Source organism: Rhodonellum sp. (assembly GCF_030656585.1).
GTDB classification, from domain to species: domain Bacteria; phylum Bacteroidota; class Bacteroidia; order Cytophagales; family Cyclobacteriaceae; genus Rhodonellum; species Rhodonellum psychrophilum.
Genome location: NZ_JAUSPP010000016.1, coordinates 1 through 26036 on the forward strand (window position 1 = coordinate 1; position 26036 = coordinate 26036).

Below are 26036 nucleotides of genomic sequence, written 5' to 3' on the forward strand. Positions count from 1 at the left end.
AATATCCTGACAGCAATGACCCTGTGATCGAACAGGATAAAAAATGGGATTTTGTGCCTTTGGAAGTAAAAGTCCCAGAGGGCATGGTTTATCCAGATGCCAGTATTTTTTTGAAAACAATGCCCAATCCCGAGCCAGGAATTGGTTCCAATAACTGGGCTGTCTCCGGCAAAAAGACAAAAAGCGGTCATCCGATATTGGCCAATGATCCGCATTTGGGACTTAATCTTCCATCACTATGGTTTGCGATGCAACTGACCACTCCCTCTCAAAGCACAAAAGGGGCAACATTACCAGGGGCTTTGGGTGTGATTTCGGGTTTCAATGAAAATATCGCTTGGGGAGTAACCAATGCCACCAGAGATGTAAGGGATTGGTATGCCATTCAATTCAAAAATGAGAAAAGATCGGAATATCTCTATAAGGATGAATGGATTGCCAGTACTCTAAGAATTGAGGAAATCAAAATAAAAGGGCAAAATCCCTTTATGGATTCGGTGATATACACCCATCATGGCCCTGTGGTTTATGATAAATCCTTCAGGTCTGGGAGACAGGACGTGAATTTCGCCCTCAAATGGACCCTTCACATGGAATCCAATGAGCAAAAAACCTTTTTGCTTCTGAACAAAGCCATTGATCACTCAGATTACGAAAAAGCACTGAATCATTATACCGCTCCTGCCCAAAATTTTGTCTTCGCTTCAAGGTCAGGAGATATCGCCATGAAGGTACAGGGCAAATTTCCCTTGAAATGGAAAGGACAGGGCAAGTTCCTGATGGATGGGAACGACCCCAGGTTTGAATGGCAGGGTTTTATCCCGAACGAACAAAATCCTTCCACCCTCAATCCGATCAGGGGTTTTGTTTCCTCAGCGAACCAAAACTCGGTGGACCCTTCCTATCCCTACTATGTTTTTGACAATGGATTTGAACAATACAGAAACAGAAGGATAAATTCAAGATTGACGGAGCTGTCCGACATCACTTTGGAGGACATGAAAGCGCTTCAATTTGACAACTATTATCTCCATGCCTCCGAGGCATTGCCGGTGATGCTAAACCTTTTGGAAATACAAAATCAAGATGTAGAAAATCCTAAAGCAAATAAATATTTGGATCAATTGAAGAACTGGAATTTCTACACACATCCAAACCAAACCGAGCCAGCGCTTTTCCAGGTTTGGTGGGAACATTTGCACAAAGGAATCTGGTCAAAATGGGAGAGGGAAGGGATTTCTATTGTCTTGCCCAATAATTACGAAACCACCAAATTATTGAAAAATGAACCACTTGACCTGCTTTTTGATGATCCAGAAACCCCAGATGTGGAAGTTGCCGCTGACGTGGCGACAAAGAGTTTTGAAGCAATGGTCACTGAAATCGAGGCTTGGGAAAAGGAAAACGGTGAATACAATTGGGCCAGTTTCAAAGGAACCTCCATCCAACATTTGGTTCCGGACTTTAAATCCTTCAGCGCCGAAAATGTGTACACAGGTGGAGGGAGGGGCATTGTAAACGCTACTTCGGAACGACATGGTGCAAGCTGGCGATTTGTCGTCGAAATGGGGGAGGAAATAACCGCTTTTGGGATCTACCCTGGCGGACAATCCGGAAATCCAGGAAGCAAGTATTATGACAATTTCTTGAAAAAATGGGCGAATGGAGAATACGTGGATTTCAATCTCCGAAAACCTGAACACAAAGAAAACATATTGTTTACCACTATTTTCAATAAATAACACATGGCCAAGTTTTTCTTGATTTTACTGATTACTGCTTTGATCGTTTATTTTTTAGGACAATTTCTACCCTTTTGGGCCTTGATGATTTTGATTGCTGGGCTCTCGTTTTTTGTTGGAGGAAATTCAGGAACCTCCTTTTTGGGAGGTGGGATTGCGTTTGGGGGAGTTTGGCTGGTGATGGTTTTGATGATTTCCATCCAGACCAATTCAGGACTTCCCGATAAAATGGCTGCTCTCATGGGCCTGACCAATCCCCAGCTGTTGTGGCTTGTTACCACCATTCTCGGGTTTTTGTTGGGGGGATTCAGTGCCCTTACCGGTAATCTGTTCAAAAAAACCATTCATTCCAAAAGATTGGAAAAACGACCACGTTACTAACCACAAAACCATGGTCATCAGTGATCCAGCAAAATATGTAAAGGCACAAATTTTTATTGTTTTAATTCAATATGCCCTCTAAGATAAGTTTAGATTAAAAACCATTGATTAAATTTTGCTTTATATAAGGTATCGAGTACTTTTGTTGCTCATTTTGAAGCGTCTATTTTATGTTGGATTCATTGATCACTTCTAAAACCAGATTGAGATTGTTGATAAAATTTTTTATCAACGAAAACAATCATAGTCATTTGCGTGGCTTGGCGGAGGAATTTGGTGAATCCACCAATGCAATACGGAAAGAATTGAATAATCTGACTGAGGCAGGGTTTTTGATTAAGCAGGCTGAAAAAAATAAGATCGAATACAAAGTCAACACGCTTCACCCTTATTACTCCAACATTCAGGATATCATCAGGAAATATATTGGCTTGGACCAATTGGTAGAGACTGTATTGGAAAGATTGGGGAATGTATCCTTGGTCGTCCTTACCGGAGATTATGCGATGGGGAAAGATTCGGGAACAATTATGATCGATATTTTCGGGGAAAACCTGAATATTGAATATTTAAAAAACCTAAGTCTTAAAATCGAGACGATCATCCATAAAAAAGTTGAGTTCAGTATCAAATCTGGAGTTCCCGATCCAAAGGGTCTGATTTTATTCAGAAAGCCAGAGTAATGTATTAAATTTTGTAATTGACATTGATTTTATTGTAATTCGACCACTTTAATAGGCACAATATTGTGACTGAAAGGGCGAAGCTGTAATTACATTTTAAATACAATAAAACCCGTCGCGAAACAATAATGATGAAATTCTTTTTTATTTTGTGAAATAATGGAAAGAATCCATTCGAATAAGAACCAGTATGACCTTTAAACAATTATTTACCACTTTGATTTTCATTTTATTTTTTCAATTGTCTATGGGCCAGTCCCTATCAGATATTCAGAATTTAAAAGTGGACAACCTTTCAGATGCACAAATAGAGCAATTGATCAAAAGGGCAGAAGCTTCTGGAATGAATGAAATGCAACTCACAGCGGCCGCGGCGGAAAGAGGGATGCCGATTTCAGAAGTGACCAAGTTGAGGAAAAGAATTGAGGAATTGCGAAGTGGGAAAGGAACTGGGAAAGAAGCCCAAACAGGAAGTGTTCAACTCAGAAATGCAGAGGGTTTCAATATGGACCAGTCAATCTTTGACTCCTTGAGGTATTCCGATCCCTATTATGACTTGACGCCCACACAAAAGAAAATTTTTGGCTTTAAATTGTTTCACAATAGGGATTTAACTTTTAATCCAAGCCTCAATATCCCAACTCCACAGACGTATGTTATTGGGGCGGGAGATCAATTGTTGATCGACGTGTATGGCGCATCTCAACAATCCTATGATGCGACGGTTGGGCCCGAAGGGAAAATCTTGATCGCCAATGTGGGGCCAATAGAAGTCGGTGGCGCAACGATTCAGGCAGCAACCGCAAGGATAAAAACGTCCCTAACCAGAATTTATTCGGGCATGGGAGGGAGCAATCCCAATACCTTTGTAGATATCCGATTGGGGAATATCAGGTCTATTTCTGTTTCGATGGTGGGAGAATTGTCCAAACCTGGAAATTATATTTTGCCTTCTTTTGCTTCGGTTTTCAACGCCTTGTTTGCCGCGGGCGGCCCCAATGAAAATGGCTCTTTCCGAAAGATTCAAGTGTACAGAAACAGCAAACTTTTAGCGGAGGTGGATGTTTACGATTTTTTGACAAAGGGAAATTCGAGCAAGGTAATGTTGAAGGACAATGATGTGGTGATCGTCCAGCCCATCCAGCACAGGGTCGAAATAAAGGGGCCTGTCAGAAGAGAAGGGCTTTTTGAAATCAAACAGGGTGAAAATATAGAAGATCTGCTGAGGTTTTCTGGAGGGTTTTCCAGTTTGGCATATAAGGAACGCATTACAGTGAGAAGGACCACCAAAGACCAAATGTCGGTAGAAGACATTTCCTCTGATAAATACAGAGGGTTTTATCCAAAAGATGGAGACGAATTCACTGTAGGAGAGATCTTAAATCGATTTGACAATAGGGTCCAGATTTCAGGAGCGGTCTATCGCCCCGGAGAATACTCTATCCCCAAAGGAGGTATGGGCATCAAGGAATTGGTGTCTAAAGCTGAAGGCTTGATGGGGGATGCTTTTTTGAATAGAGCGATTTTATATAGGACCAAAGATGACCTCACCCTAGAAGCCACGTCCGTTGACATTCAAGGAATCATTGAAGGAAGTGCTGAGGATATTCAATTGCGGAGAGAGGATGTATTGAGCATACCGAGTCGCTATGATCTCAAAGAGGATTACTATATCAAAATCAGTGGAGAGGTCAACCAAACAGGGGCATTTGCCTATGGCGAAAACATGACTGTTGCGGATTTGGTGATGAAAGCGGGGGGCTTTAAAGAGTCTGCTTCCAATTCCTACATTGAAATAGCAAGAAGAGTCAGGAATGACATTACTGGAAAGGTAGCAGAAATCATCAACCTTCAAATTGATTCCAACTTGAAAATTAAACCTGAGGACAGTCAATATTTATTGCAGCCCTTTGATCACGTATTTATAAGGAGAAGCCCGGGATTTCAGAGGGAAAAAATAATTAAGGTGGAGGGGGAGGTCTTTTTTCCCGGAGATTTTGCCTTGAGTAATGCCAATGAGCGAATTTCTGATCTTATCAAGAGGGCAGGTGGAATCAATCAATTTGCCTATTCAAAAGGTGCCACCCTGATCAGAAGGACCGAATATTACAAGGGGAGTACGGAGAATGAAATAAAGGAAGAAAATCTCACTGCTGTCAGGGAGAGACTGGAGAATGAGGATATCAAAATAAATGAGGCGGAGAAGATACTTTTGGAAAGAATTTCAAAAAAGCTTGATGCGCAAGAATTGGAAAGATTGAAAGAGCAGAAGAAAATCGATCAACAAATTATTTCTACTGATTTTAGGGCGGACAGGTTGCAGGATCTTTCCACAAACGAAACCTCAGGGATCAAGATTGAATTGAAAGAACAGGAACTGGTAGGAATCAACCTTGAATTTATTTTGGCCAATCCTGGCTCGTCCAATGATTTGATTTTGCAAGAAGGGGATATCATCAGCATTCCCAAGGAACTGCAGACTGTAAGAATGAGGGGGCAGGTGCTTTTTCCGACCACTGCAAGGTACATGACAGGTAGGGGTTTCAAAGCATATATTTCAAAATCCGGAGGTTTTAGCGAGGAGGCAAGAAGGAGCAAGTCCTACGTGGTATATGCCAATGGTGATGTAAAAAGGACAAGAAGATTTATGTTTGTAAAATTTTATCCTCAGATTGAACCGGGGGCAGAAATAATAGTGCCTCAAAAGCCGGAAAGAACGCCCCTAGGTCCTCAGCAGTGGGTTTCTATAGGTACGGGATTGGCTACGCTGGGATTGGTCATCACCCAGATAGTGAATCTCACGCAATAACAGTCAATACAAAATGGAATATGGTTTTTTTTAAATAGTTTCACAGAATAAAAAAGTCTTAAATATCGAATGGTATGAAAATAACTGTAGTAGGAACAGGATATGTTGGGTTGGTATCAGGCGCTTGTTTTTCGGATGTCGGAATTGAAGTAGTTTGTGTTGATATCGACCAAAAAAAAATTGAGGGTTTGAGAAATGGGATCATGCCTATTTACGAGCCGGGATTGGAAGGATTGGTCAACAGAAATTATAAAAGTGGGAGATTGCAGTTTTCCACCAATTTGGCAGAAGCCATTCAAGGTTCCGATGTTGCTTTCATAGCCGTAGGAACACCTCCAGGCGAGGATGGTTCTGCAGATTTGAAATTTGTACTTGGAGTGGCCGAGGAAATTGGCCGACACATGACCGATTACATCGTAGTGGCTACCAAAAGCACTGTTCCGGTGACCACAGGTGAAAAAGTAAGGGCTGCCATTAAAGCAAGTCTCGAAAAAAGAGGGGTGGATTTACCCTTTGCAGTGGCTTCCAATCCAGAATTTTTGAAAGAAGGAGCGGCCATTGAGGATTTTTTGAAACCGGATAGAATAGTGATTGGTGTAGACGATGAAAAAGCCGAAGAAATCATGAAAAGACTCTATAAGCCTTTTCAGCTCAGCGGAGATCGTTTGATCTACATGGATATCCCTTCAGCAGAAATGACCAAATACGCATCCAATGCCATGTTGGCTACCAAAATTTCTTTTATGAACGACATAGCCAATCTTTGTGAATTGGTGGGCGCCAATGTCAATATGGTAAGAAAAGGGATTGGAACGGATCAAAGAATTGGGAATAAATTCATCTACCCGGGAGTCGGGTATGGTGGTTCTTGCTTCCCAAAAGATGTAAAGGCCATCGTGAAAACTGGGAAACAATACGGATACGAATTGAAAGTGCTTCAGGCTGTTGAAGAAGTGAATGAAGCCCAAAAACATGTATTGGTCAATAAGATCAAAAAGCATTTTGGGGAAGATTTGTCGGGGATGACTTTTGCAATGTGGGGATTGAGTTTCAAGCCCAATACCGATGACATGAGAGAAGCACCCGCAGTGGTGATAATCGAAGAATTGATAGCGGCAGGTGCAAAGGTGAAAGCCTATGACCCCGTAGCCATGAAGGAAGCCAAGGCGCATTATGTAGGGGACAAGGTGACTTATTGTAAGGATGCCTACGATGCCTGTGTGGATGCCGATGCTTTGCTGTTGGTGACCGAATGGTCTGAATTCAGGATTCCAAGCTGGGAAGTTTTGGGTAAACTTTTGACCAATAAAGTGGTTTTTGACGGAAGAAACATCTACGACAGGGAATACTTAAAGGAATTGGGATTTCAGAGTTATGGAATTGGCGTCAATTGACCAGTATTCATGAATAAGAAACAATTATGGTTGCTATAAATTGAAAAACAATTGCTATTGAATTTTCTAGGGAAAGGTGTACGATGAATGTTCGCATTGTACACCTTTCCCTAAATTATATAGGAGATAAAGTATGAAAAATCAGAAAAAAAAGGAGGACTACCTGGATTATTTAGAACTGTTGAATATGGTTCTTAAAGAGAAAAGGGTGATGGTATACCTTACGCTGACAGGCCTTTTTTTTGGTTTATTGATTGCTTTTTCCACACCAAAGGAATATCAATCTGTTGCCATTATTCTTTCTGAATCTGAAGATTCCGGAAACCTTTTTGGCATTCAAGGAGGATTGGCAGGATTAGCAGGGATTAATCTGCCTCAGATGCAACAGAGTCAATCCGCGATTACTCCAGAAATGTTTCCCGATATAGTGGGGAGTAGGGATTTTCTTTTGGATCTGATGAAAGAAAAATTCTTTTTCCAAACCAAAGGTGAGGAAATGACCCTTGAAGAATATTATGCCGTTGAAAGACCAGCCAATCTTGTTCAAAAGAGTATTGGGTTTGTTTTTGGAATTCCCTCAAGACTTATCGGCTTGTTTAAAAAACCAGAAATTGAAGTTATAGAACCGGTCAAAATTGATGAGGTTGATTTTGAATCCAGAAATTATGTGAATGTTTCCTCCCAGGAAAATTATGTAATCGGGCAATTGAGGAAAAGAATCAACATAGATTTGAACAAAAAAATCATCACGCTGAAGGTTTTTATGCCGGAAGCCTTGATGTCGGCTCAAGTGAATGCCTTGGTTATCGAAAAATTGATAAAGTTTGTTGTGAAATACAGAACCGCCAAGCAAAATTTCAATGTAGCATTTGTGGAGGAACGGGTCCAGGAAGCGGAGCAGAAGTTTATGGAGGCCCAAGATAAATTGGCGACATTTAGGGATACCAATCAGGGAATCGTTTCGCAGCGGGCCAGAAGCAAGGAAGAATTGTTGCAATCGGAATTCAACATTGCATTTAATATATACAATACACTGAAACAAGAGCTCGAACAGTCCAACATGAAATTGAAAAGGGAAACCCCGATTTTTTCGGTTTTGGAACGGGCTTCGGTACCTTTGTCAAATGGAAAGCCGAATAAACCTTTGATTATTGTCGCTTCAATTTTTATTGGCTTGATGATTGGAATAATATTTTCAGTATTAAAGATCATTACAAAAAGTTTAAAATCATCCGAAAATCAATGAGTTCGATTCAAATGGTGGACCTTCAGTCCCAATATACCAAGATAAAAACTGAAATAGACGGTGCCATACAAGAAGTGATTGACCAAACAGGCTTTATCAATGGTCCACAGGTCAAAAAATTCGCTGCCGAATTAAGCGAGTATACTGGAGCAAGTTTTGTTATCCCTTGCGCAAATGGGACAGATGCACTTCAAATTGCCATGATGGCATTGGATTTCAAGAAGGGTCAGGAAGTTATCGTGCCCGCATTTACCTATGTGGCAACTGTTGAGGTGATCGCTTTATTGGGATTGAAACCTATCTTCATTGATGTTGATCCCGATACCTTCCAATTGGATATCAATCAATTGGAAGAAATAATCTCGCCAAACACCGTCGGGATTGTACCGGTACACCTATATGGACAGTGTTCCGAAATGGAAAGCATTCTTTCTATTGCCAAAAAGCATGGTCTAAAGGTTATCGAAGATACTGCCCAAGCGATTGGATCCAAATATTCTTTTTCAAATGGAAAGAGTGCACAGGCAGGTACGATGGGGGACATTGGAACAACCTCTTTTTTTCCATCAAAGAATCTGGGATGCTTTGGAGATGGAGGAGCAATTTTTACCAACGACGCGACCTTGGCAGAGAAAATTCAGACCATTGCCAATCATGGTCAAAAGCAAAAATACATACATGAAACTATTGGGGTAAATTCCAGATTGGATACGTTACAAGCCTCTATTTTGAGCGTAAAACTCAAATATTTGGATACGTATTCAGAAGCAAGACAAAAAGTTGCGGCAAGTTATGACGAAGCTTTTGGGGATGTTCCTCAAATTCAGACCCCAAAGCGGGTATTGAACTCCACACATGTTTTCCATCAATACACTTTGAAAGTAAAAGATAGCCTTAGAGATAATCTGAAACAATATTTACAAGCATTGGGTATACCGAGTATGGTTTATTATCCTATACCTGTACACCTTCAAAAGGCGTATCAGCAATTTGATTACGCCGAAGGGGATTTTCCGATTTCAGAAAGGCTTTGTGAAGAAGTCATTTCTTTGCCCATCCACACAGAAATGAAGGAGGAAGATCAAGCATACATTATCCAATCGGTTTTAAAATTCTTTAAGGATGGAAAATAAGTTTTTCGCACATCCTACAGCCGTAATAGATGAAGGCTGTGAAATAGGGGAGGGTACCAAAATTTGGCATTTCACCCATGTGATGCCAAATTGTAAAATTGGAAAAGGCTGTAACTTGGGACAAAATGTGGTCATTTCTCCAGAAGTAATTTTAGGAGACAATGTAAAAGTCCAAAACAATGTCTCCATTTATACAGGTGTTACCTGCGACAATGATGTATTTTTGGGTCCATCGATGGTTTTTACCAATGTGACCAACCCAAGAAGCGCCATCAATCGCAGGGATCAATATTCCAAAACCCACGTTGGGAAGGGCGCCACGATAGGTGCCAATGCCACGATTGTCTGTGGTCATGACATTGGGCCATTTGCATTCATCGGTGCAGGATCAGTGGTGACAAAAACCGTCCCTGCTTATGCACTTCTTGTAGGGAATCCAGCCAAACAGATCGGCTGGATGAGCGAGTTTGGGCACAGACTGGAATTCAATCCGCAGGGCCAGGCCACTTGTGCCGAAAGCGGGGAAAATTATGTTTTAGAGAATAATATCGTTAGAAAAGTATAGCATGAAAAATTTTGCATTGATAGGGGCTGCGGGTTATATCGCGCCGAGACATATGAAAGCAATAAGAGACACCCAAAACAATCTATTGACAGCCTTTGATAGGTTTGATAGTGTGGGGGTGATCGACAGTTATTTTCCAGAGGCAGATTTTTTTACAGAGTTTGAGAGATTTGACAGGCATGTGGAAAAGCTAAAAAGAGAATCCAATAAGGTGGATTATGTGAGTATCTGTTCACCAAACTACCTCCATGATTCCCATATCAGATTTGGTCTGAGAATAGGTGCAGATGTGATTTGTGAAAAACCATTGGTGTTGAACCCTTGGAACATTGATGCATTGAAAGAAGTGGAAAGGGAGCATGGAAAAAAGGTTTACAATATCCTGCAATTGCGACTGCATCCCTCCATCATTGCCCTCAAAAAGCAAATTGATTCAGATACAAGCGGTAAAATCCATGATGTGGATTTGGCTTATATCACTTCGCGTGGGCATTGGTATTATTCCAGTTGGAAGGGAGATGTATCCAAGTCAGGAGGAATCGCCACCAATATTGGCGTGCATTTCTATGATATGTTGACCTGGATCTTTGGAGACGTGAAGAAAAGTGTGGTGCATGTACATACCCATGACAGAGCATCGGGTTATTTTGAGTTGGAAAAAGCGCGGGTAAGATGGTTTCTGAGCATTAATCCAGACACCTTACCGCAATCTGTAAAAGACAAAGGAGGGCGGACCTTTAGGTCTCTGACGATGGAAGGCCAAGAAATTGAGTTCAGTGACGGTTTCACGGATCTACACACCAATAGCTACAAGCATATTTTGGAAGGAAATGGCTTTGGATTGGAGGAAGCGAGAAAGTCCATTGAAATCGTCCACGATATCCGGCATATGGAGACGATTGGTCTTCAAGGAGATTATCACCCTTTGGCAAAAGCACCTTTGAGTAAACATCCTTTTGAAAAAAACCATTGAGGTTTTTTTTATCGGAGCATGCACCTGAACTAGAGAACCTAAAATGAAGGATAAAAAAGAAATTCCTTTCAATAAGCCCTATTTGACAGGGAAAGAAGTCCATTATCTCTACGACTCCGTATCGTCAGGCAAACTTTCTGGGAACGGGAAATACACCAAAAAATGTCAAAATTTTCTTGTCAATTCCTATGGTTTTGGCAAATGCTTGTTGACGACTTCTTGCACGGATGCATTGGAAATGGCCGCACTCCTGATCGATATCCAGCCAGGGGATGAAGTGATCATGCCATCTTATACCTTTGTGTCCACTGCAAACGCTTTTATTTTAAGAGGAGCTAAAATCGTATTTGCCGATAGCAGGAAAGATCACCCCGGAATGGACGAAGCCTCCATCGAGAAATTGATCACAGCAAAAACCAAAGCAATCGTGCCCGTGCACTATGCCGGAGTGGCTTGCGACATGGATGTGATCATGGATTTGGCAGATCAGTATAATCTGTTTGTCATCGAAGATGCCGCACAAGCCATCGATAATTATTATATTGATAGAACAGGAAATAAAAGAGCGCTGGGTTCCATTGGACACTTGGCCGCGTTTTCCTTTCATGAAACCAAAAACATCATCTCCGGAGAAGGGGGGATGTTGGCGATCAACGATACCCAATTTCAGGAAAGAGCAGAAATCATTTGGGAGAAAGGAACCAATAGATCCTCGTTTTTCAGGGGTGAAGTGGATAAATACGGTTGGGTAGACATTGGCTCGTCTTTTTTGCCTTCAGAGCTGATTTCGTCTTTTCTTTGGGCGCAACTTGAAAATCTCAAGGAGATTCAACACCGGAGGACCGAGATTTGGAGTTTGTACTTTCAGGGTTTGGAAACTTGGGCCCATGACAATAATATTGGTCTTCCCGTCATCCCGAGCTATTCCACCAACAATGCCCACATGTTTTATTTGGTTTTTGAAAACATTGAGCAGCGGGATTCGGTCATCAAAAAATTGAAGAAGAACAATATCCTTGCAGTATTCCACTATTTGAGTTTGCATAAAAGTGAATTTTATAAAGACAAACATGATGGTAGGGAATTGATCGAATCAGACAGTTTTTCGGATTGCTTGGTGAGATTACCCATGTTCTTCGAACTTGAGGACAGTCAGATAGAAAGAATCATCAAAGTCATCAAGAGCTCAATCTAAATGGATCAACCCGAAATCGAGAATTTGATATTTTTGCCCGATTCACCTTATTCCAATTTGATCATCGATCGATCGGAAAAGGTGAGTCCAGGAATAAGCAAATATTTCATTTTGGTCTATGAACCGAAAAAAACAAGATTTATCACGAGTCAAAACTGTACGATTTCAAAATATGGCTCAGAGCAGTTTTTCGATGCTTTGGGGGAATTGAAACAATACAAAAGAATTATCATCCATTATCATAATGCAAACACTGCCCATTTTTTACACAAAAACAAGGATCTTTTAGCTCATATTCAAGTCATTTGGGTGCTTTGGAGCGGAGATTTGTACAATCTTTCAAAATTCCAACATAAGCTGTATCAAAAGGACACCAAGAACCTGATCAGCCGCGAATCGGTTGTCTCAAAATTGACCGTCAAAGCCAAGGATATCATCAACTATTTCCTACATCGGCCAAACAGCATCTACCACAAGGAGTCTTTCAAATATATCAATTTCATTGCAAGTCCATTTGATCAGGATGTTACCAATGCAAGGGAATACCTGAAAAAAGAATTTATCCAAATCCCATTTGCCTTTCTATCGATAGAAGAAGCGTTCGACAAAGATAATTTCTGCAAAATACCACTGTTGGGGACCAAAATAATGGTGGGTCAATCGGGTACCCCCGAAAACAACCACACAGAAATTTTTTCCCTTTTGGGGAAACTTGAATTGGAAAATGAAATATTTTGTCCCCTGGCCTACGGGGATGCTGATTATAGCCTCAAAATCTTAACCCTTGGGAAAGAGGTTTTTGGCGACAGGTTTGCGCCACTGACGGATTTCGTAGAAAGGGATGATTACTACAAAATGCTTAGGGATGTCCGGTTTGCGATTTTCAACCATAATGTCCAGAAAGGATTTGGCAATATTCTGGGATTGATATTTCTAGGGGTAAAGGTTTTTTTGAACCCTTCGAATACCGTCTACTCTAGTCTGAAGGATTGGGGAATTGTCTTGTTTAAAATTGAAGACATAGATCAAAGTAGTTTTAGAATGCCTTTGACCAGGGAGCAAATTGAAATCAACAGAAAAATCATCACTGATAAATTTAGTGAGGAGATGTTGGATACTTATTACCTAAATCTTTTGGAAAGTCCCGAACCCTTGGATCCCCAAAAGTAAACAGATGCCAAAACACAAAATATTTCCATGTTAAAGGCTTTTTTCAAGGATAGTGCGATCTATACCTTGCCCTCATTAGTCAGCCGAGGACTATCATTTTTTCTTTTCCCGCTTTATACCCAGGTATTGTCGCCTACAGACTATGGCGCATTTGATATCCTTGTGGTGTTTGGGAATTTAATTACACTTACAGTCGCATTGGAGATCTCACAAGGGGTGGCGAGGTACTATACCGAGGAGCAAGATCCTGATAAAAAGATTGTTTATGCTTCCACATCTTTTTGGTTTTCCCTGGTTTGCTATTTCTTATTTATGGTCTTTAGCCTGATTTTTTCAACCACCTTGACGGGATGGCTTTTGGATGACAAAAGTTGGAGTGGGATCTTTCAATTGTATACGCTGCATATTTTCCTGTATGGATTGTTTTGTTTGATCCAAAATCAATTCCGGTGGGAATTTAGAAGCAAAACATACGCACTGATAAGCATCATCGTTACGCTCACCACTGCAGGCGTTTCTGTTTATCTTGCGTATTTTTTGAAATGGGGCATTCATGGAATTCTCTATGGATTGATTTCTGGCAGTTTTGTGGGATGTGTTTATGGTTTATGGAACCTTAGAAGCACCTATCAATTAAAATTTGACTCATCTTATTTGAAAAAGATGATCACATTCTCCGCTCCGTTGATCCCTTCCAGCATTGCAGTCTTCATGAGCCTTTATATTGACCGTTTGATGATCAATCATTATCTCTCACTGGAAGAAGTAGGTATCTATGGAATTGGGTATCGATTGGCAAGTATCGTAGGCTTATTGATGATTGGTTTTAAAGGAGCTTTGACACCCTTGATTTATAATAATTACAACAAAAAAAACACGCCTAAAGATCTTGCTGTCATTTTTCGCTATTTCTCCGCGGCGGCTTTGATGATTTTTCTTGGCCTAAGTATTTTCTCAAAAGAGATCCTGACCATCATCACCACTCCAGCTTATATCCCTGCCTCCCAAGTAGTGATTTACCTTATTCCTGCTGTGTTTTTCTCAAATATGTATGTCTTTGCACCAGGGATTACGATCACAAAAAAAACACACTTCCTGATCTATATCAATATGGGAGGAGCCTTGGTCAATTTTCTCTTGAATTTGGTCTTGATTCCCCGATATGGAATATCAGGTGCCGCCATCGCAACCTTTATAGGCTATGGCTTTGTTTTTGGAGTCCACATGATTATCAGTCAAAAACTCTATTTTGTCCCCCACAAATGGAAACAATTGGTATTGGCGATTGGCGTTTTCGGATTGATTGCCGGTTTTGGGCTGACAATGGATTCAGATTATCGGTTTAATTTCCTTATTAAATTGGGGATATTGATCATGACCATTCCCTTGGTTGTTTTGTTGAAATTGATCTTGAAGAAGGAAGTGGTCCAAGTCTATGTTTTTGTTAAACATCGGTTTTTTCCAAAATAGAGATGGGATTGATTTTGAAAATTCAAATTTTAAAAGCTAAAAGTTGAAAAAAGTATTGATACTTTCCTATTCCTATATGGACAGGGATCCACGTGTTTTAAGGCAAATTGCTTTTTTCGAAAGCAAGCAATTTGAGGTTTATCTGTCTTCCTTGTCTTATACGGGCAACCATCAGTTTATACCGCTGTTGAAGGTCAAGAAAGGATTGGCTCAGAAATTCCTGAAGGCAATCCTCTTTTTGTTTCGGATAAATAGATTTCGCCTTTCAAATTTCCTCAAAAACAGCAATGTCGAATCGTTAAATGATAAAGTAGATCTTGTTGTGGCAAATGACATTGAGACTTGGCCAATAGCGATCCGTCTCAAATCAAAAAACAAGAACATAAAAGTGGTTTTTGATGCACATGAATATTATCCGAGACATTTTGAAGATGTTTTGATGTGGAGAATATTGCATCAATCCTTTTATCTATACCTCTGCAATAAGTTTATCCATAAGGCAGACGTCTTCATGACGGTGTGTAAGGGGATTGGTGAGGAATATAAGAAAAATTTCAAAACCGATTATTTGTTGGTGTACAATGCTCCGGATTTCGAGCCGGAATTATGGCCAAATGAGATTGACGCCAATCACATCAAATTGATTCATCATGGCAATGCCAATCCCAGTAGAAAGATAGAATCTATGATCAATCTGATGAAATATCTGGACAAAAGATTTCATCTTTATTTGATGCTGATGCCTACGGATAAAGGGTATTTGGCAGAACTGAAAAAAATCGCTTCGAAATTTGACAACGTTACTTTTTTGGATCCTGTGCCGACACAGGAAATACCCAGGTTTATCAACAAATTTGATATGGGAGTTTTCCTTCTTGACCCAGTAAATTTCAACTATGAACACGCATTGCCAAATAAATTCTTTGAATTTATGCAAGCAAGATTGGGAATAGCAATAGGGCCATCCAAAGAAATGAAATATATTTTGGAAGAGCAGCAGCTCGGCGTTGTATCGGAGGATTTTGGGGAAGCTTCACTCGCAAAAAAAATCAATAGCCTTCAAATCGATGATTTGATCGAGTTCAAAAGGAACGCCCACAAATGTGCACAAGAATACTCCAACGAAGGGAATAAACGTGTTTACGAGGGAATACTTGAAAATTTTAAAGCTTTTCGAAAGTGATTAAAATTGTTCTTGTCACCTTTTATTTCTCCCCATGTACCCTTACACCAGCACAAAGGATCAGCTATTGGGCAAAAAATCTAAATAAAATAGGGATTTACCCAATTGTGGTGACAAGGGCTTGGGAGGCGAATATCAAATCCCATTTTGACACTAAAAAGCCCTTTGGGAAGGCGATCAAACATGAGAAATTTGAAACGCATGAAGTTTATTATTTGCCTTTCAAACCCGGGTTGCTGGACAAAGCTTACAGTAAATTTGGGGAGACCAAATGGAGACCTTTGTTTATCCTGGCCAAGATCCTGGATGTTCTGTTGATCGCAGGAACGCTAAAATTCACTTCTTATGCCAATTTCTTTCCGTTTTTGACGGAATTGAAAAAGACCGAGGATTTTGAAAAAGTGATCATCTCAGGTGAACCTTTTTATCTCTTTAAAATAGGATATTTGATTTCCAAAAAACTAAAATTGACTTGGATAGCCGACTACCGGGATGATTGGAGTACCAATGAACTGCAAAAAGCCAAAAGTGGCAGATTCATCCGCACCCTCATCTCCAAACTGGAGGCCCATTACGAAAAAAGATGGGTCGGAAGCGCAAAATTCATCATTTCGGTTTCAGAGAATTATACGAAAAGAATCTCTGAATTCATTAACGTCCCAGGAGTAACGGTCGCCAATGGCTTTGAGGAAGAAATCCTTGATCTTCCCTCGGAAAATTTATTTGAAGATTTCACGGTTGTTTATAGTGGGACACTTTACCCGTCACAAAACATCAAATTGGTTTTGGGGGCTTTGAAAATTGCCTTAGAGAATGGTAATCCCTTTCGGTTGGTTTTTTTGGGTTCAGGTTTTGACATCAAGGAGAAAAAAAGGATTGATTCTCTGGTGGAAGATTCATTGAAACCCTATGTGCAGATTACCGATAGATTGCCTCGAATGGAAGCCCTTACATTCATTAAAAAAGCACATGCAGTATTGGCAATTTCTTATGGTGACATGAAAGGAATTCCATCCAGCAAATTATACGAGTATATTGGCTTGAAAAAACCAGTGCTTTTATGTCCCTCCGATCATGATGTGATGGAACAAATATTGAAAGATGTAGGCCTTGGATTCTTTGCGGACAATGCTGTTTCCTGTTTTGAGCAGATAATGAAAATCCGATCGGGGTATGAAAAAGAAGGTTTCCGCATGGAAGTTGACGCCGGACAGGATAAAATCCTTAAATATTCCAGATTTCACCAGTTGATGAAACTTAAAAACCTTATTTAGTGGTCCAAAGAAGCAAGGCACAAAGGATTCCCAGTGATTTTTTTGGGATGGTTTTGATCATCGGTTTCTTTATCATGAGCGCCAACCGACTGGTTGGCATTCCATTGGATAAGGTATTTATGTTTTTGTTTTTGGTTATTTTGATATTGAAGAATATCTTTTTGAAAACCCAAATATCCAATTCAACTATTTTGGCAGTGGTTTCCATCTGCGCCTTCATTTTCCTGTCATTTTTACTCAATATTCCAGACTCCTCTGCGATTGTTTTTTTTCCAGTGCTGGGGGTTTTCTTTGCATTTCTCTGCAGTGAGGAACCTGGATTGCTGGACGTGTTGTATTATGCCTTGTTTGCGCACTTGATGATAGGTTTGATATTTGTCATTTCCAGCTATGGTCTGGGGATCAATTCCTATGTCCATCCCATGTATGACAAAGGTGTTCCATTTCTGCACGCAGCAAAAGGTTTTACCACCACCGTACAAACCTACGGAACCTTGGGAATCACCTGGTTTTTGATTTATTATTGGCGAAAGGATAAGAATAAGAACAAGAAAATCGATCATGTTTTTTATGCAATGGCTTTACTTGCTTTGGTCATCACATTCAATAGAAATACTTTGCTTATTTTCTATCTGATCATCTTTTTTAAGCATAAAAAAGTTTTCTTTTCGATATTGTTTATGATAGCGGCCTTTTACTTATACTTCTTTGATTTTATCAATAGTGTATTGTTTAATGTCAGTACACTTACTTCTAGGTCGGATTTGTTGGCGGCATTTCGATTGTCATTTTTTGAGGATACCGGATGGGTTGGATATATTATTGGGCACGGAAACAATATGGTAGCGGAAGAAATTGCGAGAACTACTTATTATAAAACCGGATACATCGAAAATGGTACTGCGGTATTGCTTTACACGTATGGGTTTTTGGGTTATCTGGTATATTTGATTTCCATAATTTTACTTTCATTGGGATTTTGGCTGAAAAAACAGTTTTTTTATGCCTTTATCGTGTTTTATATTTTCATAGTAGCCCAGCAATTCACCCACGAATTTTTCTCCACAACATTTTATCTCATGTTGGCCGCCGTTTTGATAATTTTAAGAAATAAAAAATCAACTGTTGAAAAGGATAGTTTTCTTTCATTTACTGAATAATTATACGGGTAGTCCAATGGTCCTGAGAAATGTCATCCAAGTGGCACTTTCCCAAAAGTATAAGGTAGACCTGTACACAAGCAACTCTGAGGGGTTTTTGAGTGGAATACCAGGAATCACCTACCACAATAACCATTACAAAAGGTATAACCAAAAAGCACTTACTTTTTTCTCCTTTTTCGCAAGTCAGATTGTTCTTGGATTTCAATTGTTCATGAAATACAGGAAAACAGACAGCTTGTTTTATGTGAATACCATATTGCCTTTCGGAGGGATTTTGATGGGCCGATGGATGGGAAAAAGGGTGATTACGCATGTCCATGAATTTGAAATCAGCCCCAAACTGTTAAACCGATTTCTGTTTGGAATCGTAAATAGGTTTTCGAAAGAAACGGTGGTTGTTTCCCATTTTCTTACATCAAATCCCAATCTTAAAAACAAAAACGTAAAAGTCATTTATAATTCCATAACTGAGGATTTTGAGGGCAAAGCCAAGGCCAAGCACCAAAAAAATAAAACTTTTAATGTGTTGATGTTGGCCTCATTAAGGCCGTATAAGGGCATTTTTGAGTTTATAGAACTGGGAAATCGTTTGCCGCAATTCACTTTCACATTGGTTGTAAGTGATTCGGCGGATGATTTGAAGAAATTTATCTCAGAAAGGGAGATCCCAAAAAATGTACAAATCTTCCCAGTTCAGGCAGATGTGCATCCATTTTATAGGAATGCTGATTTGATTCTCAATTTGGCTGTGAAAAGTCAAGTTGTGGAAACTTTTGGCCTTACCATATTGGAAGGGATGTATTATGGATTGCCTGCCATCGTTCCTATTTCAGGTGGGATTACGGAATTGGTGCAGGAGGGCTTCAATGGCTTTCATCGTGACTCTACTGAAATTGACGAAATAGTGAAGACGATTGAGACTATTGCCACTAAACCAGGATACTGGAATGAGTTGCATCTCAATAGTCTAACAATGAAGGAGAAATTCTCCAGGAATAAATTCGAAACAAATATTTTAAAACTTTTGACAGCATGATGAAATTCCCCAGCCTTTGTGCTGTTTTGACCATTTTATTGTTACTTCCCAAGCTTTCCATAGCCCAAGAACCACTTAAAGCTAATTTTACAACCTTCGAATTGTTTGGTGATGAATTGGAAGGAACTCCAACCTTCAAAGGTTGGAAAAATGAAACAGTACCCTTGGTACTGAAAATAAAATCAGCCAAATCCGAAAGAATTAATTTTGATGTTAAAATAGGGAACAAAAGAGTTTCGTACAATGCATATCAATTGGCTTATGTAAAAGGCGATTTTTCATCAGGAGTTTGTGGAGAAGCAAAGAAATCCGGGAAATTTGAAATAGGCTATTTTCCAGATCGGGCTGTTGAGATTTTTGATCGCTGTTTCCAACCGGACAGCACCGTCCATTATTTATTACTCAACCTCAATATTTCCAAAAACGCAAAGACTGGGAAATATCCGGTCTCGGTGGAAATAAATCAGGGAGAGAGCAATTTTACAAGCTCCTCTCAACTTGAAATCATCGATAGAACTTTACCATCATTTGCAGAGCTTGATTTTAAGATGGATTTATGGCAATATCCATTGTCTGTGGCCAATTATTATAAAGTAGATCCATGGTCTGATGCGCATATGAAGCATCTGGGAGTGATGTTTGACCAGCTCAACCATATCAACCAAAAAGCAGTTACCACCACGGTTTTTTGGGACATTTTCAATACTTCCATCAAACCACTGGAAGAGATGATGATCCAGGTGCGCAGAAACAAGGATGGGCAATATTCCTATGATTATTCCAATTTCGAAAAGTATGTGAAGCTTGGGTTTTCAAAGGGCGTTGACCAACAGATTTCAGTCCACAATCTTTTTCCATGGAATAACTTTTTGTTCTATTTTGACGAGACCCAAGACAAGGTGGTTTCTTCCCAGAATTTGCCCATGTCTTCTGAATATCAAAAATTCTGGAAAGCGTTTTTGGAGGATTTCAGCAAATATCTTGAGAAAAAAGACTGGCTGGAAAAAGTGGTGTTTTTCATTGATGAGAGGACTCCCGAACAATCTATAGAGATTTCAAAATTCGTAAAATCTATTGAGCCAAAATTCAAAATGGGATATTCAGGAAAATATTATGAAGCTTTGTCTCCCTACATCGATGATTATTCACTGTCTTCAAACATCGTTTTAGAAAAAAAAGTGTTGGATGGTCGAAGGGCAGCAGGACATTCTACCACTTTTTATACGTCATGCTATGAAAAACAACCGAATATGTTGATGATGTCCAATTATGGTGATATTTATTTTATATTGATGTTGGCTAAGGCCAAAGGTTATGATGGCTTCTTGAGATGGGCATTCAATCTATGGTCCAGTGATATAGTTGACAATGCCATTTATCCGGATTTACCTTCTGGTGATGCTCATTTTGTCTATCCAAACGGACAGGTTTCTTTAAGATATTTGATCATACATGATGCGTTGGAAGAGGTTTTGAAGATCAAAAGCAAGGAAAATCTTCCGAAAACCGCAGATATGTTAAAGGCTCACAACAGGTATTTTTTGTTGAATATTGAAAAGAGTAGGTTGGAAATGATTAGAAGTATGAAAACGTATCTGAATGATTAATAAAAGCGTAGCAATCGTCGGGACAGTTGGGGTTCCTGCAAATTATGGGGGCTTTGAGACTTTGGTTGAAAATCTGTTGAATTTGCTGCCAAATTCATATGATGTGACTGTTTTTTGCGAGTCCAAGGCATTCCCCGAAAAACTGGAAAAATATAAAAATGCCGACTTAATTTACATTAAACTTCGTGCGAATGGGTTTCAAAGCATATTTTACGACATTTTTTCCATTCTGAAATCTTTCAGAAAATACGATTACATCCTGATTTTGGGTGTTTCAGGGACCATCATTCTCCCCATGATCAAACCTTTTTCCAGCGCGAAAATCGTTACCAATATCGACGGTCTGGAGTGGAAAAGAGATAAGTGGGGGAGCTATGCGAAGAAATTTCTGAAATTTTCCGAAAGGCTGGCCGTGAAATACTCCGATATAGTCATCACGGACAACAAACATATCCAAAACTACGTCATGGAGGAGTACGACACGGAATCAACCTTGATCGCCTATGGTGCAGATCATGTCTCGGCTGTAGAGGTTGACCTTTATCTCAAGAAATTCCCCTTTCTTAGACAGCACTATATATTTACTGTCTGTCGGATTGAGCCTGAAAACAACATCGAAATGCAGCTCCAGGCTTTTGCAGATCAGGATATTGAATATCCTTATGTCATCGTTGGCAATTGGAATGCAAGTGATTACGGAACGGATTTGTACAAGCGGTATGCCCGAATCAAGGGTTTGATTTTATACAACCCCATTTATGATTTTGAGGAATTAAACGTATTGAGGTCCAATTGCTATTTTTATCTTCATGGCCACAGTGCCGGGGGGACCAATCCTTCTTTGGTGGAGGCGATGTACCTCGGATTGCCGATACTTGCCTTTGGAGTCAATTACAATATTGAAACAACCTTTGGCAAGGCGGTTTATTTTGACAATTCTGAGGAATTGAAACAACTATTGATGTCACTGGAATCTTTGGATCGAGACACGATAATGAAAGACATGTTAAGGTTGGCCAAGAAGAATTATTCATGGAGAGCCATTACCAAAAAGTACATCAAGGTTTTCAAACAATTGGAATTGGCCGAAACCGAAAGTTAATCAGAATTGATGCGACTTAAATTTTCAATTTTAATTTGTTTCACCGTTTTTCTGGTCCCCCTAGGGTTGGCCCAGACGATCCCAGCCGGCAATCCTGTACTGGAGGAGGCCTTGAGAAGGAAGCAGGTTTTTGGTGAATACGATACCGATGTTTCATTTTTGCACCGGCCCATCCAACTGAATCATTTGGCAAAAAAGGATTCAGTACCTTATTGGCAATATTTTGAATTGAAGAACAACACACTATCTGAAAAGGTAAAACCCCAAAAAAAATATTTTAATGTACTTCCACTTCAGAATACCACCGTTTACAATGCCAACAGACCTTACGGTTGGGGGAATGGTGCTTTGGGAGCGGGAGTTGGGTTTCAAAATATGGTTTCTGGAGGAATTGAAGGGCGCTTTCATTTTTTAAGATTTCAATTTAAACCCGAGTGGATAACTGCCCAAAATAAAGCCTATGAGGGGTTTGGGGCCGATTTTTCTGACAATGTTTTGTTTGCAAGGTTTAGATTTTGGAATTTCGGGGACAATCCGGAAAGGTTTACGGAAGAATACAACTCATTTTTGACTTGGGGGCAATCTAATCTGAGTCTTGTATTGGGGCCTGTGGATTTGGGAGTTTCCAATGAGAATATTTGGTGGGGTCCTGGGCAGTTCAATGGATTGATCTTTAGCAACAATGCAAGGGGTTTCAAACACGTCTCTTTGAAAACCAACCGACCTGTTGATATTTTCATCGGGAATCTTGAAGCGGAAATGATCGTGGGTAGATTGGAGAGTTCAGGTGTTGGCGCATCCCAAAACCAAAGCTTGAATCAAAGATTCTTCCTTCCATTTACGGGTGATTGGCGTTACTTGAATGGATTGTCGGTGTCTATCCAGCCAAAATTCCTACCAAAATTCTATTTTGGATTTAACCGAACGTTTCAACAGTTCAGTAAAAACAAGGGGAATTCCTTTGGGGATTATTTCCCGGTCTTTGAGGTACTCCAAAAAGAAAAACTTTTTGTCAATGACAATTCCGTCGACTATGATGGAGAAGCCCAAGACCAGCAGATTTCGGTTTTTGGAAGGTACTTGAATCCGAAGGGGAAATTTGAAATTTACTTTGAGTTTGGGAAAAGGGATCACAATTTCAATTGGAGGGAGTTTGTCCTGAATCCGGATCATGCCAGAGCTTATCTTTTGGGTTTCACGAAATTGATTCCCCTCAAAGGGCAGTCTGAAAAAATCATCCAAATAAGAGCTGAAATTACCCAGCAGCATGAATCCGTAAACAGATATGTCAGATATGCGGATTTGGATTTCGGGAATACAAGTTGGCACACCCATTATCAAGTGAGGGGTTTTACGCATTACGGAGAGTCGTTGGGTGTTGGTATAGGAACTGGCTCCAATATCCAGACTGTTGAAATTTCTTTGGTGGAAAAGCTCAATAAAAGAGGGATTGTCTTGGAAAGATTGGAAAATCAACAGGATTTTTTCTACCGTTCTTTTGCGCAGCAGGGTCAAAGAAAACCATGGATTGATCTCAGTTTAGGGTTTTTATTTGACCACCAATGGAATAATTTTATGCTGAGTTCAAAAGTCAAAATCATCAATGCCCATAATTATCAATGGAAATTGGATGCTGTTGGGAATAAAGAATTTCCCGTTGGTCAAAACAAATTATCTATATTTGCACAAACCCATCTCATTTATTTCCTGAGTAAATAATTCACTATTGAATACCCAAGCTAACATTTTTCTAAAACCATGAAAGGCATCATTCTTGCAGGAGGGTCAGGCACGCGCTTATATCCCATTACCAAAGGTACATCCAAACAATTACTGGCGATTTACGATAAGCCAATGATTTATTACCCCTTGTCGGTTTTGATGCTGGCAGGTATTAAGGACATTTTGATTATCAGTACACCCCATGATCTCCCCAATTTTAAAACGTTGTTGGGCGATGGGAGTGATTTGGGAATTCGGTTTTCGTATGCTGAGCAACCCAGTCCCGATGGATTGGCGCAAGCTTTTCTTATAGGGGAAGAATTCATTGGACAGGACGATGTGTGTCTGGTATTGGGTGACAATATCTTTTATGGACACGGCTTCACCAGTTTGCTGAAAAAATCACTACAGACGGTAGAGAATGAATCAAAAGCCACAGTATTTGGATATTATGTCCAAGATCCACAGCGATATGGAGTGGTTGAATTTGAAAAAGATGGGACGGTGGTCAGTATTGAGGAAAAGCCCCTTGATCCAAAAAGCAATTACGCCGTTATTGGTTTGTATTTTTACCCCAATTCGGTAATAGAGATAGCCAAGAACATCAAGCCAAGTAAAAGAGGGGAGCTGGAAATCACCACTGTCAATCAGGAGTATTTGAATCAGGACAAACTTAAGGTGGAATTGATGGGTAGGGGTTACGCATGGTTGGATACAGGTACCCACGAGTCCATGTTGGAAGCCTCCAATTTTGTCCACACGATTGAGAAAAGACAAGGATTGAAAGTGGCTTGTTTGGAAGAAATCGCCTTTGAAATGGGGTATATCTCGTCTGATGAATTATTGAAATTGGCCGAACCACTGAAGAAAAATGAATACGGCCAGTATCTTATCAAAAAAGCATTAGCAGTAAAAAAATGAAAATATTGATTACGGGTTCCAAAAGTCAAATAGGAAAGGAATTGTCCCAAAAGGCATTAAATTTTCCGGATTGGGATTGGAAGTTTATGTCAAAAAAGGAATTGGACATTACGGATGAATCTAAAGTAAAACAGATTTTAGAGGAATTCCAGCCTGATTTCATCATCAATTGTGCCGCATATACTGCGGTTGACAAAGCTGAGGATGCTACTGAAATTGCCTATAAGGTAAATGCAGAGGGTCCTAAATGGTTAAGTGACCATATGGGAAATGGATTTTTGATCCATATTTCCACAGATTTCGTTTTTGACGGAAACTCACCAATTGCTTATCAAGAAGAAGATGAAACCTCTCCACTGGGTGTTTACGGACATTCAAAATTAAAAGGAGAAAAAGAGATTCAAGAAAACGCAAATCGATATGCCATCATCAGGACCTCTTGGCTCTATGGTGAATATGGCCAGAACTTTTTGAAGACCATGTTGGACTTATCCAAAAAAACAAATAGGATCTCTGTTGTCTCGGATCAAATAGGAACACCCACTTTCACCGGAGACTTGGCACAATGTCTAATTGGTATAGTGCTTAAAAACGGAATAACGAATGGCACCTATCATTTTAGCAATGAAGGGGTGGCGTCTTGGTACGATTTTGCACAATCCATTTTTGAATATGCTGGAAAAAACCTGGAACTAAAGCCCATAAAAGCTTATGAATACCCAACGCAAGCCAAAAGACCACACTTCAGTGTTTTGGACAAGTCCAAGATAAAAAAGGAAATGGGTTTGAAAATCCCCCATTGGAGAGAAAGTTTGAAGAATGCTTTTCAGGAGATTTATTAAGAAATCAATTCGCCCGGGAGATCAAAAGCAGAACTTGAGCATGTATTTCCAATAAGTCAATCAATAGAACTAATTTTAATTTCATCACGCAAGAGTCTATTTATCAATAGATTTACCTCTAAAAATAAAATTTTGAAAGTTATGGGTATTTGAAAAAATAATAATCTTTTGGACGAAACTGAAAAACGAGTAATATTTGTGCTCAATTTTGAATTTCCCAAATCGGTTCTTCCAAGAGAAATATTTCTTCAAATCTTCTTTTTTTCAGGTTACACACTATTCAAATAAATTAAAGTCGGATGCTTGCAGCATCAAAAACATCCGACTCTGAAACGATTTTTTGATCAGCTAGGCCCCATTTTGGGACTGAAAGAGCGAAGCTGCATAAAATATATCTATAAAAAAAATATATATAAATATCTCAT

Annotated in this window: 21 protein-coding genes; all 21 read left to right on the plus strand. The window is 39.7% G+C overall.

Annotated elements, in window-relative coordinates:
- Positions 1 to 1742 (plus strand): penicillin acylase family protein (locus Q7J63_RS02860; RefSeq protein WP_304883880.1); only part of this gene is annotated, 1742 nt, incomplete at its 5' end.
- Positions 1743 to 1745: 3 nt separating this feature from the next.
- Positions 1746 to 2123: a hypothetical protein gene (locus tag Q7J63_RS02865; protein ID WP_304883881.1), complete on the plus strand. Its 378-nt coding sequence runs from the start codon at positions 1746 to 1748 to the stop codon at positions 2121 to 2123.
- A gap of 170 nt (positions 2124 to 2293) precedes the next feature.
- Complete coding sequence (locus Q7J63_RS02870; RefSeq protein WP_304883882.1) at positions 2294 to 2806, plus strand: ArsR family transcriptional regulator; 513 nt, start codon at positions 2294 to 2296, stop codon at positions 2804 to 2806.
- A 190-nt stretch (positions 2807 to 2996) separates the two neighbouring features.
- Positions 2997 to 5615, plus strand: a complete 2619-nt coding sequence (locus Q7J63_RS02875) for an SLBB domain-containing protein (protein WP_304883883.1) — start codon at positions 2997 to 2999, stop codon at positions 5613 to 5615.
- 74 nt (positions 5616 to 5689) lie between these two features.
- A complete protein-coding gene (locus Q7J63_RS02880) occupies positions 5690 to 7009 on the plus strand; it encodes a UDP-glucose/GDP-mannose dehydrogenase family protein (protein ID WP_019599476.1) in 1320 nt (439 codons plus the stop codon).
- 133 nt (positions 7010 to 7142) lie between these two features.
- The gene (locus Q7J63_RS02885) at positions 7143 to 8255 is read left to right on the plus strand and encodes a GNVR domain-containing protein (RefSeq protein ID WP_304883884.1); all 1113 of its coding nucleotides are present in this window, start codon (positions 7143 to 7145) and stop codon (positions 8253 to 8255) included.
- A complete protein-coding gene (locus Q7J63_RS02890) occupies positions 8252 to 9388 on the plus strand; it encodes a DegT/DnrJ/EryC1/StrS aminotransferase family protein (protein WP_304883885.1) in 1137 nt (378 codons plus the stop codon). Before Q7J63_RS02885 ends, Q7J63_RS02890 begins: the two co-directional genes overlap by 4 nt.
- On the plus strand, positions 9378 to 9953 hold the full coding sequence (locus Q7J63_RS02895) for an acyltransferase (protein WP_304883886.1): 576 nt from the start codon (positions 9378 to 9380) through the stop codon (positions 9951 to 9953). Before Q7J63_RS02890 ends, Q7J63_RS02895 begins: the two co-directional genes overlap by 11 nt.
- Before the next feature lies 1 nt (position 9954).
- Positions 9955 to 10926, plus strand: coding sequence for a Gfo/Idh/MocA family protein (locus tag Q7J63_RS02900; protein ID WP_019599472.1), 972 nt, complete (start codon positions 9955 to 9957; stop codon positions 10924 to 10926).
- A 43-nt stretch (positions 10927 to 10969) separates the two neighbouring features.
- On the plus strand, positions 10970 to 12121 hold the full coding sequence (gene rffA, locus Q7J63_RS02905) for a dTDP-4-amino-4,6-dideoxygalactose transaminase (protein WP_304883887.1): 1152 nt from the start codon (positions 10970 to 10972) through the stop codon (positions 12119 to 12121).
- The gene (locus Q7J63_RS02910) at positions 12122 to 13291 is read left to right on the plus strand and encodes a TDP-N-acetylfucosamine:lipid II N-acetylfucosaminyltransferase (protein WP_304883888.1); all 1170 of its coding nucleotides are present in this window, start codon (positions 12122 to 12124) and stop codon (positions 13289 to 13291) included.
- Positions 13292 to 13318: 27 nt separating this feature from the next.
- On the plus strand, positions 13319 to 14761 hold the full coding sequence (locus Q7J63_RS02915; RefSeq protein ID WP_304883889.1) for a lipopolysaccharide biosynthesis protein: 1443 nt from the start codon (positions 13319 to 13321) through the stop codon (positions 14759 to 14761).
- Positions 14762 to 14804: 43 nt separating this feature from the next.
- Entirely contained in the window at positions 14805 to 15944 is a 1140-nt protein-coding gene (locus Q7J63_RS02920) for a hypothetical protein (protein WP_304883890.1), read from the plus strand.
- Positions 15941 to 17218, plus strand: a complete 1278-nt coding sequence (locus tag Q7J63_RS02925; protein WP_304883891.1) for a glycosyltransferase — start codon at positions 15941 to 15943, stop codon at positions 17216 to 17218. The genes Q7J63_RS02920 and Q7J63_RS02925 overlap by 4 nt, the downstream gene beginning before the upstream one ends.
- Entirely contained in the window at positions 17218 to 18378 is a 1161-nt protein-coding gene (locus Q7J63_RS02930; protein WP_304883892.1) for a hypothetical protein, read from the plus strand. The genes Q7J63_RS02925 and Q7J63_RS02930 overlap by 1 nt, the downstream gene beginning before the upstream one ends.
- Complete coding sequence (locus tag Q7J63_RS02935; protein WP_304883893.1) at positions 18344 to 19417, plus strand: glycosyltransferase family 4 protein; 1074 nt, start codon at positions 18344 to 18346, stop codon at positions 19415 to 19417. The genes Q7J63_RS02930 and Q7J63_RS02935 overlap by 35 nt, the downstream gene beginning before the upstream one ends.
- Positions 19414 to 21024, plus strand: a complete 1611-nt coding sequence (locus Q7J63_RS02940) for a DUF4091 domain-containing protein (protein ID WP_304883894.1) — start codon at positions 19414 to 19416, stop codon at positions 21022 to 21024. The genes Q7J63_RS02935 and Q7J63_RS02940 overlap by 4 nt, the downstream gene beginning before the upstream one ends.
- A complete protein-coding gene (locus Q7J63_RS02945; RefSeq protein ID WP_304883895.1) occupies positions 21017 to 22126 on the plus strand; it encodes a DUF1972 domain-containing protein in 1110 nt (369 codons plus the stop codon). Before Q7J63_RS02940 ends, Q7J63_RS02945 begins: the two co-directional genes overlap by 8 nt.
- A gap of 9 nt (positions 22127 to 22135) precedes the next feature.
- Complete coding sequence (locus tag Q7J63_RS02950) at positions 22136 to 23845, plus strand: capsule assembly Wzi family protein (protein WP_304883896.1); 1710 nt, start codon at positions 22136 to 22138, stop codon at positions 23843 to 23845.
- A 39-nt stretch (positions 23846 to 23884) separates the two neighbouring features.
- Complete coding sequence (gene rfbA / locus Q7J63_RS02955; RefSeq protein ID WP_304883897.1) at positions 23885 to 24769, plus strand: glucose-1-phosphate thymidylyltransferase RfbA; 885 nt, start codon at positions 23885 to 23887, stop codon at positions 24767 to 24769.
- Complete coding sequence (gene rfbD / locus Q7J63_RS02960) at positions 24766 to 25611, plus strand: dTDP-4-dehydrorhamnose reductase (RefSeq protein WP_304883898.1); 846 nt, start codon at positions 24766 to 24768, stop codon at positions 25609 to 25611. Before rfbA ends, rfbD begins: the two co-directional genes overlap by 4 nt.
- Positions 25612 to 26036: the final 425 nt, after the last annotated feature.